Genomic DNA, 17,855 nt, shown 5'->3' on the forward strand with positions numbered 1-17,855 from the left:
GCTGATCCTGTTTTGACTTATACATTTTCACCGGGTTTAGTTGGAAGTGATGCCTTTACAGGAGCTTTATCAAGAACAGCAGGCGAGAATGTAGGATCTTATGCTATCGGACAAGGAAGCTTAAGCGCTGGTCCAAATTATGCGATTAATTACATAGAAAGCAATCTTATAGTTACTGCTAAACCAATAACTGTAACGGCAGATGATTTTCAAACAAAAGTATACGGAGAAACAGATTCAACTCTTACCTATTCGGTTTCACCAGCTTTAGTTAGAAATGATATTTTCTCAGGTACATTAAAAAGAGCAATTGGAGAGAATGCTGGAACTTATGAAATAGGACAAGGAACTTTGACTGCGGGTAAAAATTATGCCATTACGTATATAGGCAAAGACTTTGAAATTACCAGAGCAAATCAGGTAATCACTTGGAATCAAACTTTAGTTTCGAATTGTGACGGAGCAACTTCAACTGTATTAACTGCTAGCTCAAATAGTGGTTTACCAATAAATTATGTTTCTTCGAATATAGATGTGGTAACGATTTTCAATAATGAATTAATCTTTAAAAATTCTGGTTCGGGAACTATTACGGCTTCACAAGCTGGTAATAACAATTACTATGCAGCTGAAAGTATAACGTTACCAGTTTTAAATAGCCAGCCAAATTTAATCAGGCAACAGTTTGACAATGTTATTTTCTTTGACAATAGTTCAAAAGAATTTACATCGTATGCGTGGTACAAAGACGGAATTCTTGTTGCAGGTCAAACTTTGCAATATTACAAAGAAGCTGGAGGTTTAAACGGAACATATTACGCAGTTGCTAAAAAATTAGACGGAACATTAATCACTTCTTGTCCATTAAAGTTGTCTTCAACTGCAACAAATGAGGTGATTAAAATTATTCCGAATCCAGTTAAAAGTAATGAGACTTATCAATTGGTTACCAATTTTGATCCAGCTAAAATGATAAATTCTCGTGTTGACGTGTTTAGTATAAGTGGATCGTTGGTAGATCAAAAAGTGACCAATGAAAATGAGACTACTTTACTGGCTCCAGCTGTTGAAGGTGTCTATATTGTAAGGCTCACTTTAACAAATGGTAAAACGTTTACAAAAAACCTTTTAGTGAAAAACTAAATAAATGAATGAGTATGAAATCCCCATTATTTATAAATGGGGATGGAATATTCTGGTAAAAAATAACAGACATGAAATTTAATCGTAAACACATATTAGGAATTATATTAGCGCTTTTTTCTACAATTGCGAATGCTCAATTTTACGTTGGGGTACAAACAGGAGCGGCTAGTCTTGAAAGCAACGTAGCAGGAACAGTAGCCGAAACTAAAATGGGAGGAGCTGTAAAAGTTGGATATATCTATTCCTTTACAAAAAACATCGGAATTGGATCAGGATTAGAATTCTCACAATACAAGCAAAATGTATCTTTGGTTTCTTCTTCTGCTACACTGACAAATTATGAAGTAGATGCTTCTGGTTCGGCATTTATTTATAGTGTTACTACCAGTAATTACAAAGAAAAACAAACATTGCAGGCCCTTCAAATCCCACTTTTTTTGCAATTTAAAATGAACATTAACAAAGGGATTGATTTTAATTTTAGAGGAGGAGTAAAGTATTTTTTACCGGTTAGTTATAAAATAAAAGCGACTGCAGATAATGTAAATGGTAGTGCTTATTACCCTGATTTTAATTTGACAATTAATGATTTACCAGAATATGGAATAGGGCAGGGAAGCAGTTATTCTGGATCAGGAGAATATGAAACAAAAGGTATTTTTATGAGCTCTTTTGAGTTCGGATTTGCATTTGATATTGGCAAAAAGAATGCTTTATATGCTGCGATGTTTCTCGAAAACGGATATGGAACCATACTTGATCAAAACAAGAATCAGTCTTATGTTGGATACAATCCAGCATCAACCGCCGACAGAAAAGCTAATGGTTTGTACAGTACAGAAGAAAATGCTAAAATCACTCCAGCAGCATTTGGTTTGACATTGGAATGGAATTTTAAATGATAATATAGCAAATGTTTAGAGGATTATTATTCTGTCAAACATTTGCAGATAATTAAGAAATAATAGAATAAAATTAAAACAACTTTCGGGTTGTTTTTTTTATTTAACAATTTTTTTGCAGTTTACATTCATATCTCAGATTAGGCTTTTAAACTAAGAAAGAATGTTTATAATTAATGTTATATTTAAGGATAAAAATATATTTTCGTTTTAGTAGATTTGTTATAAATTAGAGCAATTTGGGTTGTCATAATTTAAGAGAAAAGTATGGTACTATTTTGTATTAGAGCTTATTAGTATTTATATATTTTGAAATTTCATCACAAAATAAATAGTTCAATCAATGGAAAATTATAACAAAGACGTTACAGATTACATTGCAAAAATGGCTGACTTTGCAAAGCCTATTTTAAGCCATTTACGAGAGATAATTTTTAGCGCCTGTCCCGAGGCAGAGGAAAATATTAAATGGGGAACACCACATTATTCTTATAAAGGCGATCATCTAGTTATGATGGGCGGTTTTAAACAGCATTGTTCATTTAGTTTGTATAAAGCTGAATTAATGAAGGACAAAGAGATTCAAGCAAGTGTACAGGCTGGTAAGAAATTTGGATATTTAGACAAGATAAAAGACATATCTGAACTGCCAAACAAAGAAAAATTAACTGCATATATTAAAGAAGCAATGGTTTTAAATGAGAACGGCACCGCTAAACCCAAACCAGTAAAAGAAAAATCAGCTGCAGAAGTTGTCGCTCCTCAAGAATTTATAGATGCATTGAAGAAGGATGGTAAAGCGACTGAAATTTTTGAAAGTAAATCGCCATCATTCCGTAAAAATTATATTATCTGGATTGCAGACGCAAAGACAGATGAAACTAGAAACAAGAGAATTGCGCAATCTCTAGAATGGATTGCAGAGGGGAAAGATAGATTTTGGCAATCCAAGAAATAATAAGGTGAGATTAGTTAAATTGTTTGCATTTGCACAGTGACTCTTATTGATGCCAGTTGTTGCACAGTAGGAGTTTTACGTATATTGCCAATAAAATATCTGACTTACAATCTAAATATTTTTTCTAATTTATCTGTTTATGAAAAATAGTATAGTCCTTTTAATAACACTAATAATCTCTGTTGGTTCCTGCCAGCTAGCCAGAGCTTTAAAAAAAAATGAAATTATGCAAAAAGATATCCTGCATTTGGTGTATCAGAATGATACCTTAGGAGTTGTGAAAGCTCTAGAGAATGGAGCGAATGTACATACTACGGACAGTAATAAACGTTCTCTACTGCTTATTGCGACAATGGGTAAGCAAGTAGAAATGGCGAAGATTTTAGTAAAGCATAAGGCAGATGTGAACCAACAAGCTGAGAATAAGGACAGCGCTTTTCTATATGCCGGTGCAAGTGGTCAGACTGAATTGGTACAGTTATTTTTGAACAATGGCGCTCGTTTTGATATTTTCAACCGCTATAATGGATCAGCGCTTATACCCGCGTGTGAACGTGGTCATATTGAAACAGTGAGATTGCTTGCAAATACTAAGAACTATCCGATTGATCATATTAACCGTTTAGGATGGACCGCTTTAATGGAGGCTATTGTACTAGGAGATGGAAGCTTGAAATACCAGCAGATTGTTCGAATTTTGAAAGATGCAGGAGCAAAAATGGATATTCCTGACCACGATGGCGTAACCCCATTACAGCATGCGGAATCAAAAGGGTTTAAGGAAATCGTGGCTATCATAAAATCATAAGTATACTCGATGAGGTAGCGATATTTCATGCGTAGATTATTAGCGGATTTATGCATATTAGAAGCAATTAGAGAAGCTCCAATTGCGCACCATGTTAAATTTCCTTCAGCAAAAAAGTAAGCTTTAATATCTTGCTTACGTTTTCGGTCTACGGTTACACCGTAGACCGAAACCACAATAAAATAAATAATAAAAAACCGCATAATCCGCGAAAGCGAGGTTTTACCTTTATTGTAAACAATAATAATAGTTAATAGTTCGATTTATAGTTTGTAAAAACTTAATTTTCAAGAGTTATGGTTTTTCCGTTGAAATTTATTCTTCCGCTTTGAATGTCATTAGATCCATCTGGTTGTTTTCCTCCAACAAAAATGGTAAACCAGCCAGGTTCTACAACTCTCTGTTTTTTCTTATTGATCATAGAAAGCTGTCTTGGAGTAATGGTAAAAGTAACGGTCTTTGTTTCTCCTTTTTTAAGATGAATTCGCTCAAAACCTTCTAACTGGCATATCGGACGTGGAGTTGAGGCTTTTTCGTCTTTAATGTACAATTCAGCCACTTCATCTCCATCGCGTTCCCCTGTATTGGTTATGTCAACAGAGACTTTAAAATTTACATCAGAATTGAAATCTTTAGGAAGATGTAAATTAGAATATTTAAAAGTCGTGTAGCTTAAACCAAATCCGAAAGGATAAAGAGGTGTTTTATGAAAATATCTATAAGTTCTGCCTTCCATATCATAATTTTCAAATTTAGGAAGCTGATCTACAGATTTGTAATATGTTACCGGAAGTCTTCCAGCTGGATTGTAATCTCCAAAAAGAACATCTGCAATTGCATTACCGCCTTGCTGCCCTGGATATCCCGCCGTTAAAATAGCAGGCAGATTATCATTGGCCCAATTTACAGAAAGTGCACTTCCATTAATTAAAACTAAAACAACAGGTTTTCCGGTAGCTTTAACCGCTTTCATAAGTTCTTCTTGATTGGCGGGAAGATCCAAACTTGTTCGGTCACCACCATTAAAACCATCCGCTTCCACTTTCATTTCTTCGCCTTCAAGACGCTCATTAAGCCCTAAAACAAGAACTACGGCATCTGCTTGCTCTGCTGTCTGGACTGCCTTTTGCAATATGTCTTCTTCAGGTTCTGCCCATAATAGCTGTGCAATGGCATCTCCATAGAAGTTCTGGTATTTAACTTCTATTTTATATTTTTTGCCTGCCTCTAAATCTATTTTCTGTGGACGAAAACGCGGATGATGATTATTTTTTCCTCCAGTAGTTTTTCCGCCTTCAATTTCAACAGTCATAAAAGGTTTCGACCATTCTGAAATATTGTAAGTTCCCGTTTTAGGAACCGTTAGATAACCAGTCCATTTCACGCTATAGTTGCCCATTTTCAAACGAGGATCTGGTGTGTTGATATCCCAATGAAAATCAACATTGTCGTCTACACGAGTAAAAAGAGGTTTTCCGTTCCATTCGCGGTTGTCATAGTATTCTCCAATTAAGCCTTGAGTTCCGTTTTCATTCTGGAAATATATTGATGGTATAATTTTCATTTCAGGAACTCCTTTTGCTAAATCAGTTCCTTTAGCATATAAAACTTTTGCATTTGGCTCCAATTTATTCTGAATTCCTTTTAAAACGGTAACAGGATTACTTGGAACTCCGCTGTAATTTCCCCACAAAGATTGAATGTCATCAGCATTTGGTCCAATAACAGCAATCGTTTTGATATCTTTAGAAAGCGGCAGCGCGTTATTTTGGTTTTTCAAAAGAACAATGCTTTTTTGCGAAGCCGTCCTGGCTAGAAAATCGTTTGCCGCATTATTGTTGACTGAATACGGAATCTGCGCAAAAGGAACAATCTCATCTGGATCAAACATTCCTAACTTAAAGCGAGCAGTAAATAAACGCTTCACAGCAGTATCAATGTCTGCTTCAGCAATTAATTTACGGTCAACAGCTTCTTTCAGAGATTGGAAACTGCTTCCACATTCCAAATCTAAACCATTTTTTACCGCCAATGAAGAAGCACTTGCGGCATCATTTGTTATTTTATGATATTTCCAAATATCCGTGACAGCACCACAATCTGATACGATATAGCCATTAAATCCCCAGACATTTCTCAAAATATTGAAAAGAAAAGGGCTTGCACTGGCCGACTCCCCTCTAAAACGGTTGTACGCGCCCATTACAGAATAAACATGCCCCTCTTTTACCAAAGTTCTAAAGGCAGGAAGATAAGTTTCATAAAGATCAATATCGCTTGTATTCGCATCAAAAAAATGACGGGACGGTTCTGGGCCAGAATGCACAGCATAGTGTTTGGCTGTAGCGACTACTTTTAAATATTTTTCGTTATTGCCTTGAAGGCCATTTACATAATTAAGACCTAATTGGCTTGTTAGAAACGGATCTTCCCCATACGTTTCATGTCCGCGTCCCCAGCGTGGATCGCGAAAGATGTTCACATTAGGTGACCAAAAGGTCAATCCCTGATACATTCCGTGCTGTCCTCTTCGTAGATATTCATGATGTTTGGCACGAGCTTCATCAGAAATTGCGTTTGCAACATCCAATATCAGCTGGCGGTCCCAAGAGGAAGCAATTGAAATAGATTGTGGAAAAACAGTGGCAAATCCTGCGCGAGCAACGCCATGCAGCGATTCGTTCCACCAGTTGTATTCTGGAATTCCTAAACGGTCAATTGCAGGAGCAGAATCCATTAACTGATTTATTTTTTCGTCTAATGACATTCTCGATACCAAGTCATTGACACGCTGTTCTGTTGGCAGATTTGGATTTTTGTACGGAAAACTTTCTTGCGCAAAGGTGGTTAAAGCAAAAAAATGTAACGCAATAACTATGGATTTTCTTTTCATAGGTTTTGGATAGTATTAGGTTTATTATTTTTTGATTCGCTGTTTTTACAACAGGAATGCGAATGAGCAAACATCAATAGTAAAGCAAAAAGCTATTTTGTTTTCTGCTGACTTACAAAATTAGATTTTTATCCCTCTAAAGTTGGGATAAATTACTAATTAAAGTATGTTATAAAGCTTTAAATTAATAATTTATGATTTTTGCTCAAAATGAAGAAGGGAGACAAATTGCTATTTTTATGGTGGTATTTTGCTGTAATAGTCACTTCTCCTAGGTTAGGAAAAGAATTTTGATATTTTTGTGATCTACTTAATTTTATAAAGTTTTAAATGAAAAGAAATCTACTCGTATTTTTTTTTTGCTGGATAGGCGTTTTGTGCAGCGCACAGCCTTCTGGTACATTGACTCATTTTGCAAACGATTTAAAGTTAAGGCAATCTCGTATTCTTGATATTCAGCAAGACAAAAAGGGATTTATTTGGCTCTCTACTTTTAACGGATTGATTCGTTACGATGGAAACACATTTCAGAAATTTAGAGTAAAACAAAACAGTTCATTGAATTTAATTTCCAATCGTGTTTTTAAATTTAAGTTTGACAACAGCGACCGAATTTGGATTCAGTCTGAGAAAAATGATATTTATTATTTTGATACTCGCGAGCTAAGTTTTCATTATCCAATTGAAAACGCGCCCTTAAAGACTGCAAATATTGCATTTGTAGATTTTAAAGTAATGCCGTCTGGAAGAGTTTGGCTTTTTCCCGAAGAAAAAAATTTCGTGATTGCTTTTGAAAAAAATAAAGAGGTTAGGAAAATTGCTTTTGATCCCGCAAAGCGCTGTGGAAAAATCCGTGATATTTTTGAAGATAAACAGGGAACAACCTGGTTTTTTACCGAAGCAGGCACTTGCAGATTAGACAAGTCTGGTAGAGAGCCTCAATATTTCTTTTTTAATGGAAAACCTTGTTTGTACAATTCATTTTTAGAAACTAAAGAAGAGATCATCTTTGGAGGAAACAATGGAGAACTGGCACGTTATAATAAAAAAGCAAGTACATTTTTTGACTTTCTCCTTGATATTAAGGAAGATATCATTTATACCGAACTTGTTGCCAATACTAAAATGCTTATAATAACGGCAGGGCAGATTTTTTATTTTTATGATCTGAAAACAGGAAAGTTAGATGCATATAATAGCAAAACTCTAGCGGGATTTCCAAATAAAAAAATCAATTATTTAGGCTCAACACGTTCCAGACAATTTTGGTTTGAAGCTCAAGGAGAAGGTGTGTTTCAGTTTGATCTGCTGACCAAAAAGATCACGCGCATGCTTGTTGATTACAGTGATTCTGCAACAGCTGGAGGACAAAGGAAGAGTTTTATGATTACGTCTCCAAATGGAACGGTTTGGATACAATCTGGAAATGCTCCATTTTCTTATTGGGATGAAAAAAATAATAAACTTTCTTCTATCATTAGATGCATTAACGAATCAAAAGAGTCGGTTTCAGATTTAATGCATACGGCAATGTTTGACAGACTAGGAAATCTTTGGTTTTGCTCTTTTAAACAAGGACTAGATTTGGTGACTTTTAGCAACAGCAATTTTTCGACTCTAAATCTCGATTCTTCAAATGATCATCATAAACACAATGTGCGAAGTTTGATGAAAGATAATAGTGGTAATCTTTGGGTTGCAAGCCGTAAAGAAAAAATTGCTTTGTTTGACAGTCAAAAAAAGAAAATCGGATTTTTGGCTTCTGACGGAACATTATCTTCTTCTGGGCCGGGTTGGGGAGCCGATATTTACAGTATGCTTCAGGATAACAAAGGTAGAATTTGGGTAGGAACTAGAGGTAACGGATTATTTTGCCTATCTCCAACTGATCAGTCTTTTAAATATAAAGTTGTTCATTATAAATACAATGAAAATGAAAATGACAAATACGGTTTAAACTCAGATGATGTTTTTAAAATCTTTCAAGCTTCAAACGGACAGATTTATATTGCAACTTGGGGTGGCGGGGTCAATATTATTCGTGAATCAAGTGGCAGAATTCAATTCATTAATTTTAAAAATGAATTAAGAAACTATCCAATAAAAACAGCAGATAAAGTCCGTTCGATTGTAGAAAACAAAGACCATAAGATATTTTTTATTTCATCCTATAAATTGTTTTCTTTTTCGGAAGATACTAAATCGACCAACAAAATAAAATTTAATGAATATTCTCAAGTTTCAGGAAACGATATTTTGGATATTCTAATCACCCATGACAATCAGATGGCATTGGCAACCAATGGCATGGGATTGATAATGGCAGATTTAGATAAAAAAGGACAATTGAACGTTAAATCTATTTGGAATGAAATGGTTTCTTTTCCAGTTGAAGGAGTTGTAGCCATTCAGGAAGATAAAGCGGGCAAAATTTGGCTGATGAGCGACAATCAGATTGTTCGTTTTGATCCTAAAAATAACAGCGCCGAAACGTTTCCAGAATTAAAATCAATTATTGGAACCGAGATATTTTCTGAAGCAACTAAATGCGAACTTTTAAATGGAGAAATAGCTGTAGGATATTCTAATGGTGTAATTTATTTCAAACCAGAAAATATAAAACCTTTCCATTTTAAACCTTATTTAGCAATTTCTGGATTTTTGGTGAATAATAAAGAATTACACGAAATAAATCCTGAAACTCCAAAAAATCCTGATTTGCTGGAAGAAGTTACGCTGGAGCACAATCAGAATTTTTTCAGAGTGCAAATTTCGGCTTTGGATTATTTAAAAAGCGAAAATATTGTGTACCGCTACAAATTGGAAGGTATTGATAAACAATGGAACTACATTAAAGGCGGACAGTCTATTAACTATACCAATTTGGGCAGAGGAAGTTATACGCTTTTGGTTTCTTCTACAAACGGACATAATTTATGGATGAACAATGAAAGGCGAATTAAGATCACGATTCGACCTTCGATCTGGGGAACTAATTTTGCTTATTTCTGCTATTTAATATTAGCTGGAGGTTTATTTTTCTTAACAAGAAGAGCCATTATTACTATTTTGAAACTTCGAAATGATGTGAAGCTGGAAAAACAAATGAGCGAATTGAAACTGAAATTCTTTACTGATATTTCGCATGAAATTCGTACGCCACTTACTATGATTGCAGCGCCTTTGGAAGTGATGCTTGCAGATGATGATTTGAAAGATACGGCAAAAGGGCAGCTTCGTATTATTGAAAAAAGCAGTAATAAATTATTGAACCTCGTCAATCAGATTTTGGATTTGAGAAGAGTTCAAGATAAAAAACTGGCTATTCGCGAAATCAATCTGGGAGAATTTGTATCTCAAATGTGTGAGGATTTTAGTGAGATGAGTACGCAGAGCAATATAAATTTGAAAGTTGATATTAATTCTTCAGAATCAAAAATTTGGTTAGATCCAGACAGTTTGGATAAAATTTTAATCAACTTACTTTCTAATGCTTTTAAATATTGCAACAAAGGAGATTCTATAGAGGTAAAAGTCGAAGAATCTGAGAAGCATGTCTTTTTAACTGTAAGTGACAATGGACCAGGAATTAGTCCGACACTTCAAAAAAGGCTATTTGTGCGTTTTTCAAATTACAATGAAAACTTCTCTAATCCGAGTACAGGTCTTGGACTTTCTATTATTAAAGATATTGCCGATAAACATGGAGCTGAAATTTTAATTGACAGTACTCAAGGAAAAGGAAGCAGTTTTCAAATTGCATTTTTAAAAGGTTATCAGCACTTTAAAGACGATGTTGATATTTTATTGGAAGAAACTGAAGAGCATTTTTCTGATGAAATGAATCAAGATTTCGAAACGGAACAAGAAGCAATAATTATAGAAGAATCTGCTAGAGAGCATCCAATTGGACTTGTTGTAGAAGATGATCCAGAATTGCGCGCTTTTATTGTTTCTATTTTAGAAAGCGATTACACGATTTATACTGCCGAAAATGGGGATGAAGGTTATATAAAAGCAGAAGAGATTTTGCCAGATTTTGTTATTAGCGATATTATGATGCCAGAAAAAGACGGAATCGAAATGTTGAAGTCAATTCGAGATAATTTAGCAACCAGCCATATTCCTGTTATTTTGCTTAGCGCGAAATCATCGATTGAAAGCAAATTGGAAGGTTTAGAATATGGAGCAGATGATTATGTGACCAAACCGTTTAATGTTAGTTTGTTAAGAGCAAGGGTAAAAAATGTTCTAGATCAGCGTGCTCGTTTGCAGCAATTGTTTTCTAGCGGAAGCACAATCGAAATTTTCAAAGAAGAACCGCTTCAAATATCCAATAAAGACCAGAAATTTATGTTTCAGGTCATTGAATTCGTAAAAGAAAATATGTCAAATTCTGATTTTTCTGTTGACGAATTAGGGAAATTAATGTGCATGTCACGCGCTAGTTTTTTCAATAAGCTTAAAAGCATTACAGGTGCTTCTCCAGTTGTTTTCATTCGAGACATGCGATTAAGTGAAGCAGCAAGACTTTTGAAAGAAGATGATTTATTAATAAAGGAAATCTGTTTTGAAGTAGGTTTTAATGATCTAAAATACTTCGGAAAATGTTTCAGAGCAAAGTACGATCATACTCCAGCAGAATACCGCCGACAATTTAATTGATTCAGTTATTTAAATAAAGACTATTTATATAGGAGCCTCATTATTTTAATGAGGCTTCTTTTTTAAAAGAAAATAAAATAATCAAAAATAAGTCTTTAAATAAGCCATTACGATATCTCTTTTTATTGATGCTGTTTTTTTTGCATTGTATAAAAAAAAAGTAAGAAAATTTATTGAATAACTGTTTCTGAGTGCTTAAATAGCGATTTGTACCATTTCGAAAAGCAAAAATTACCCCATTATCAGATATGCGATTTCTAGTTTTGCTTCATAATCTTGATTGATTTTTAACTAACTAACCTTAAAACCAAAATTATGAACCAAACTAAATTTAACATTCAACTGCCTATTTTGGACTGTAGTCCTAAATATGAATCAAACAGAAAATTTTCATTGTTTTTAAATTTTTAGAGATATGAAAATGATCAAAAATATGATTCTTGGAGCGGGGATTTTTTTTCTTCTTAATTCTTGCTCTAGTGACGACCTTAAATATGAAAGTCATACAGTTAAAAAATTAGATTTTCAATTAAACGGAGAACCTTGGAATTTAAACGTAGGCATTTCAACCAGACCTGTTTTTGTGTATAAGGAAAACGGAGAATATTTTGCTAACTACAGTTCGCTGTATCCTTTTTCTTTAGACGATGGAAAATACAAATTGCTAGCAACAGATTATCCAGAGCAAATGGTTCCATCTCCAACGAACCTTAACGAATTAATTGTTCCGCAGCCTGCATTGGCAAACCAGCCAGTAAATTTATCAGATGCTATGCCTTACGCTTCGCCATTTGAAGAACCATTGACGCTGAATATTGTTACGAGAACAGGAATTCTTCGTTTGAAGACTTTAGACATTGTGGCCGATAAAAGTTATACCACAATTAAGACTACAGTTTTGGTGAAGCGAAGTGGCTACAAAGTGGTCGACGGAACTTACATAAAAGAAGACATGTTTGTAACTAGAAGCAAAGCAACAACAAGTGGAGGGATAAACTACACAGATGATTTTGTTTTATTTCAAACAGGAGAAGAGGCAAATAACGTTCGTGTTAAAATAGAATGCCTCAACCAGAATATGGAAGTTGTGAAAACAAAAGAATTGCAAGGAACTTTTGCTATTGAAGGCAGTAAAGTTACAAGTGTCGACTTCCTTATAAACGAACCTTGATAAACTTCTTGTCAAAATAAACTAAAACCAAATACTATTAGCCGCCATTGAATTTACTGAAACGTAAATATGATAGCCATAGAAAGTTGTAATCTGAGCTTTGCTATGTTTTATCGAATAATTCAAACAAAGGCTTTTAATCAAATAAAAAAAATATTCTAGTTATGACTATAAAAAAATATATCTGGAGCATTTTAGCCGTCCTATTTTTGGCAGGAGGTGCTTATGCTCAGAAGCGTGTAACCGTGAGCGGTTCGGTTAGAGATAACATGGGAGGTATTCCTGGCGCAACAATTATGGTAAAGAATGAAAAAACCAATGGAGTTACTGATTTTGATGGGAAATTCAGCATAACAGTAGCAGATCCAGAAACAGCGGTTTTGATTATCAAATTTGTTGGTATGAATGATGAAGTAGTGCCATTAAAAGGACGCGTATCTGGAATTACGGTAACAATGAAAGAATCGAATAGTGAGTTAAATGAAGTTGTTGTAATTGGTTACGGTACGCAAAAACGTAAAAACTTAACTGGAGCGGTTGCCAGTATAAAAGGTACCGAATTGGCAAAAGTACCAACCTCAAACGTAGCTGAAGCCTTGACAGGAAGACTTCCTGGAGTGCAGGTTACAACAGTTGATGGTTCGCCAGGATCTGAAGTAAAAATTAGAATTCGTGGAGGAGGGTCTATTACAGAAGACAATTCGCCATTAATTTTGGTTGATGGTTTTGAGGTTGCCAACTTAAATGATATTCCGCCAACAGATATCGAATCGGTAGAAGTTTTGAAAGATGCTGCGTCTACAGCCGTTTATGGTGCAAGAGGAGCAAACGGAGTTATCATCGTTACAACTAAAGTTCCAAAAGCTGGAAAAGTTTCGGTAAACATTCATAACTATACACAAATTAAAACGCTTGCCAATCACTTGGATGTTATGGATCCTTATGAATTTGTGATGATGCAGTACGAGTTTGCGCGCAAGGGAACTTCTAATCCAACTGCATTTTATAATATGTATGGCAAACCAAGCGAATTTTATATTTATAAAGGAAATAAAGGTACAGATTGGCAAAATGAAATTTTTGGAAGCAATCCAATTGCAAGATACACAGATGTTAATGTAAGTGGCGGAAGCGAAAAAACGAAGTTCAAATTTACGTTTGTAAATCAGGATCAGCCTGGTGTTTTGGTTGGAACAGGTATGCGTCAGAATTATATTTATCTGATTTTAAATTCAAAATTAACAGACAATCTTACGTTCGAATATCAAACCCGTTTAACGAATCAAACCATAGACGGTTCAGGAACAGATGGAGTGAGCTTGCTTAGAGCTTTACGTGAGGCGCCAACAGGAGGTTTAGAAGATTATATGACTTTACCTGAAGATAATACTTATTTTGATCCAGACGATTATGAAATTAAACCTCGTTTTAATCCATTCGAAGAAGCAGAGAAAAACTATCGTAAACGTACTACGAGAATATTTAACACTACTGGAGCTTTAACATGGACAATCAAAAAAGGATTGACCCTTCGTTCTTCATTTGGTTACGAATATAAATATCAGGAAGACGGACGTTTCTGGGGAACAGATACTAAAACAGCATTAGAGAATAACAATATGCCTCTAACATATTGGTCAATGACCCAATCGCCACGCTGGCAGCTGAACAACGTATTGAACTACGGATTTAAGTTAAAAGAACGCCACGATTTTCAATTGATGGTTGGACAGGAAATAAAAGATCAGGAAAGTTCAATTAAGTTTTTCCGTACCCGTTATTTTCCTGAAGATATAACTGGAGAAAAAGCTTTAGACAACCTAGCTTTGGGAACTCCTTTTGATAACGGTTCAAATGCAGAATCTCCAAATAGAATTTCGTCGTTTTTTGGAAGAGCAAATTACGGTTATGACGATCGTTATTTATTTACGTTTACAGTGCGTACGGACGGTTCTACAAAATTTGGTCCAGACAACAGATGGGGAGTTTTCCCAGCGGGAGCTTTTGCTTGGAGGGTTTCGAATGAAAGTTTCCTAAAAAATAGCGAAACGGTTTCGAACTTAAAACTTCGTTTGAGTTATGGAGCTTCGGGTAACGATAGAATTAAAGGCGATTTATATGCAAAATATTACGGCGTTTCTAGAGATCGTTCTGTAGGATGGGGAGAAGAAAATCATTACTACTACAATTTTTATAATGACAAATATCTGAACAATCCAAACGTAAAATGGGAAACAACTTATACGGCAAACGTAGGTCTTGATTTTGGGTTTTTCAAAGAAAGGCTTACAGGAACTTTAGATTTCTATCATAATAAAGTAAAAGATTTATTAGTACCATCTGATATTGCTTCGGTTTCTGGTTTTACCAAAATGATGACCAATGTTGGACAGACTTCTAATAAAGGTGTCGAATTTGCAATCAACGGAAGTGTAATTAAGAAAAAAGATTTTCAAGTTGATTTGACTTTTAATATTGGTTATAACAAAAATAAAATTGACAAACTAGCGAGCGGCGAACAAGAATGGATTTTAAGTTCGGGCTGGGCAGGAACACAATTGTTAAATGACGATGATTATCGTGCTTACGTAGGCGGAACAAAAGGTTTGATTTATGGTTTCGTAAACGATGGTTTCTACACAATGGATGACTTTGAATCTTTTGATGCAGTAACTAAAACGTGGAAATTAAAAGAGGGTGTTGCCAATTCAAAAAATCTTTCGGGAGATCCAGTTCCAGGAAATGCTAAATTTAAAAAACTGACTCCTGTTGATCCTTCAGACCCAAATAGCTATGTAATTGGGGATAAAGACAGAAAGGTTATCGGAGACACAAATCCTGATTTTTCTGGAGGTTTTGGTGTAAATGCGATTTGGAAAAATTTCGACTTGACCGCATTTTTCAATTTCATGTCAGGATTTGATGTCTACAACGCTAATAAGATTATGACGACTTCTTTCTTCCAGAACAACCAAAACAATTTCAGTATGGATGTAGGATTGAACAATCGTTGGAGAAATTATGATGACATGGGCAACGATCTTCGCTATTCGCCTGAACAGCTGGCAAAACAAAACGAAAATGCTACGATGTGGAATCCTGTTTCTATTGGACGTCCTATTGCTATGTCTTATGCAGTTGAAGATGGTTCTTTCTTGAGATTAAACACTTTGAGCATTGGTTATACTATTCCAAAACAAAACAGTTCAAAAGTGGGATTCAGCAGAATTAGACTATATGCTACAGGAAGCAACTTATTTGTTTGGACGAACTATTCTGGGTACGATCCAGACATCAATCTGGAAACAGGATTAACACCAAATATTGATTACAATGCTTATCCAAGAACGCGCAATTATGCTTTTGGAGTGCAATTGTCATTTTAATTAAACAATATTAAATCTTACAAAGATGAATAAAAAGATAATATTTAGTTTGCTGCTAGTTGTTGCGCTGTCTTTTACAGCCTGCGATGAATATCTAGATGTACAGCCAGGATCTGGCTTTACCCAAGCAGAAGTTTTCAAATCAGAGAAAGACATTCAGTCTGCGGTTGCAGGTGTCTATACGCTTATGCTGACTGATGATGCTTATGCTAACCGTCTTGCTTTTGTTTTTAATATGAATACAGATGTAGAAATGTCTGGCGTTTCGACCAATACAGTAAACGGAAACGGTTCTGATATTGCGTGTTACGATCCAAAGCCATATTGGACTACTTTAAATGGCACTTGGAGTGCGATGTACAAAATAATCAATACTGCCAATGATGTAATTGAAGGAATCGAAAGTTCTGATTTGTATAAAGCAGATCCAAAAAATGCTCCTTCTACTATTATGCAGATGTATGGAGAGGTAAAAACAATTCGTGCAATGGTGTATTTAGACATTATCCGTATTTGGGGAGATGTTGTTTTTCGTACCAAATCTTCAACAGGAGATGAGAATTTTGCTGTAGGAACTACGGATCGAAATGTGATTCTTGAATTTTTAATTGACGATTTAAAGTCAGTTGAGCCTTATATGAAAAATGCAAACGAATTGGATTATGGAGTTGAACGTGCTTCTAGAAGTTTCAATCAAGGTTTGATCGGATTATTGGCGCTTACAAGAGGAGGATGGACGCTGCGCCCAGACGAAAACAATCCAGCAAGTATTGGGCACATGGAAAGAGGAAAAAATTACGAGGAGTATTATGATATCGCAATCCTATATCTAGAAAAAGTAATTTTAGGCAGACAGCATGATTTAAAATTGAGTTATAGAGATTTCTGGATGAAACAGAATAATTGGGAAACACCAGTTAATGACGACGTTATTTTCTCAATTCCGATGCTGAAAAACTCTACAGGTGAGTATGGATATCTTGCTGGAATTCCGATTGCAGAGGGGAATCATCCTTACGGAAGTGCTTCTGGAACTCTTAGTTTATGCGGAGAATACCTTTATTCATTTGACAATAAAGATTTAAGAAGAGATGTTACCTGCGCTCCGCTTTCTTATGATCAAAACTTAAATCAGGTAATTCGTCTAGATTTGGCACGTTTGGCAGTTGGAAAATGGTCTAAATTATGGATGAATGATCCGTTGGGAAGCACGAGCCAGAAAGGTACGGGAATCAACTATTCTTGGATGCGTTTTGCAGATGTATTGTTAATGTATGCAGAAGCGGTGAATGAACGTTTTGGACCTCGCGAAGATGCACGTGAATGTTTGAGACGTGTGAGAAGAAGAGCTTTCGCTCAAGCAGATTGGGCAACTAAAGTAGATAATTATGTAATGTCTAAGTCATCGCCAGATTTGTTCTTTAAAGCTATTATGGACGAGCGTAAATGGGAATTTGGTGGAGAAAGCAAACGTAAATTCGATTTGGCCCGCTGGAATAAATTCAGCGAAGTGATTTACAATCAATATTTCAAACTGTATAATTGGGGACGTGTAGCCAATGGAGCTTATGTGGCTGGAATTGATCAAGTTCCGGGAAGTATTTATTACAAAAATATTCCAGATCCTATTAACTCAGGTAGAACAATCTTAGATATCAAAGGAATTGATGAAATTTTACAGGCTCGTCCTGCGGGTTATACAGAACTTCCGTTTGCAGTAAGCTGGTATTCATTAAACAACGAAACAGCAAGTTACGAACCAAGAAACGATATCAAATGGAGTTTTAGAGGATTCATCAATTACAACAACGCTTCATCGGTATCTCCAACAGATCCATTACGTTATTTATGTCCGTATCCTTCTAAGGTAATTACAGACCATAGAGGAGCTATTCAAAATTATTATGGATTTAATTTTTAAATCGA

At 35.2% G+C, this 17,855-nt stretch carries 9 protein-coding genes; 8 read left to right on the plus strand and 1 reads right to left on the minus strand.

The window, feature by feature from the left end; translation table 11 throughout:
• From AAYQ05_RS21385 to AAYQ05_RS21400, 4 genes are all read left to right on the plus strand, one after another.
• The coding region (locus AAYQ05_RS21385; protein ID WP_343545279.1) for an MBG domain-containing protein at positions 1 to 1,143 on the plus strand (1,143 nt) is incomplete at its 5' end.
• 71 nt (positions 1,144 to 1,214) lie between these two features.
• Complete coding sequence (locus AAYQ05_RS21390; protein ID WP_343545280.1) at positions 1,215 to 2,048, plus strand: hypothetical protein; 834 nt, start codon at positions 1,215 to 1,217, stop codon at positions 2,046 to 2,048.
• Between the two features lie 343 nt (positions 2,049 to 2,391).
• Positions 2,392 to 3,006: a YdeI/OmpD-associated family protein gene (locus tag AAYQ05_RS21395; protein WP_343545281.1), complete on the plus strand. Its 615-nt coding sequence runs from the start codon at positions 2,392 to 2,394 to the stop codon at positions 3,004 to 3,006.
• Between the two features lie 139 nt (positions 3,007 to 3,145).
• A complete protein-coding gene (locus AAYQ05_RS21400) occupies positions 3,146 to 3,814 on the plus strand; it encodes an ankyrin repeat domain-containing protein (RefSeq protein ID WP_343545282.1) in 669 nt (222 codons plus the stop codon).
• Between the two features lie 280 nt (positions 3,815 to 4,094).
• Here the strand turns inward: AAYQ05_RS21400 and AAYQ05_RS21405 are convergent, their stop codons facing one another.
• The gene (locus tag AAYQ05_RS21405; protein ID WP_343545283.1) at positions 4,095 to 6,707 is read right to left on the minus strand and encodes a beta-glucosidase; all 2,613 of its coding nucleotides are present in this window, start codon (positions 6,705 to 6,707) and stop codon (positions 4,095 to 4,097) included.
• Positions 6,708 to 7,037: 330 nt separating this feature from the next.
• Between AAYQ05_RS21405 and AAYQ05_RS21410 the strand changes: the two genes are divergently transcribed.
• From AAYQ05_RS21410 to AAYQ05_RS21425, 4 genes are all read left to right on the plus strand, one after another.
• Entirely contained in the window at positions 7,038 to 11,372 is a 4,335-nt protein-coding gene (locus tag AAYQ05_RS21410) for a hybrid sensor histidine kinase/response regulator transcription factor (protein ID WP_343545284.1), read from the plus strand.
• 415 nt (positions 11,373 to 11,787) lie between these two features.
• Positions 11,788 to 12,543: a hypothetical protein gene (locus AAYQ05_RS21415; protein WP_343545285.1), complete on the plus strand. Its 756-nt coding sequence runs from the start codon at positions 11,788 to 11,790 to the stop codon at positions 12,541 to 12,543.
• 164 nt (positions 12,544 to 12,707) lie between these two features.
• Positions 12,708 to 15,929 (plus strand): SusC/RagA family TonB-linked outer membrane protein, encoded by a 3,222-nt coding sequence (locus AAYQ05_RS21420; protein ID WP_343545286.1) that lies wholly within the window; start codon positions 12,708 to 12,710, stop codon positions 15,927 to 15,929.
• Between the two features lie 25 nt (positions 15,930 to 15,954).
• Positions 15,955 to 17,850: a RagB/SusD family nutrient uptake outer membrane protein gene (locus AAYQ05_RS21425; RefSeq protein WP_343545287.1), complete on the plus strand. Its 1,896-nt coding sequence runs from the start codon at positions 15,955 to 15,957 to the stop codon at positions 17,848 to 17,850.
• Positions 17,851 to 17,855 lie beyond the last annotated feature (5 nt).

This window comes from Flavobacterium movens, from assembly GCF_039581425.1.
Classification (GTDB): Bacteria; Bacteroidota; Bacteroidia; order Flavobacteriales; family Flavobacteriaceae; genus Flavobacterium; species Flavobacterium luteolum.

Excerpts from the sequence above, each read along its gene's own strand:
- AAYQ05_RS21390 (WP_343545280.1), top strand. The coding sequence starts at position 1,215 with ATGAAATTTAATCGTAAACACATATTAGGAATTATATTAGCGCTTTTT.
- AAYQ05_RS21395 (WP_343545281.1), top strand. The coding sequence starts at position 2,392 with ATGGAAAATTATAACAAAGACGTTACAGATTACATTGCAAAAATGGCT.
- AAYQ05_RS21400 (WP_343545282.1), top strand. The coding sequence starts at position 3,146 with ATGAAAAATAGTATAGTCCTTTTAATAACACTAATAATCTCTGTTGGT.
- AAYQ05_RS21405 (WP_343545283.1), bottom strand. The coding sequence starts at position 6,707 with ATGAAAAGAAAATCCATAGTTATTGCGTTACATTTTTTTGCTTTAACC.
- AAYQ05_RS21410 (WP_343545284.1), top strand. The coding sequence starts at position 7,038 with ATGAAAAGAAATCTACTCGTATTTTTTTTTTGCTGGATAGGCGTTTTG.
- AAYQ05_RS21415 (WP_343545285.1), top strand. The coding sequence starts at position 11,788 with ATGAAAATGATCAAAAATATGATTCTTGGAGCGGGGATTTTTTTTCTT.
- AAYQ05_RS21420 (WP_343545286.1), top strand. The coding sequence starts at position 12,708 with ATGACTATAAAAAAATATATCTGGAGCATTTTAGCCGTCCTATTTTTG.
- AAYQ05_RS21425 (WP_343545287.1), top strand. The coding sequence starts at position 15,955 with ATGAATAAAAAGATAATATTTAGTTTGCTGCTAGTTGTTGCGCTGTCT.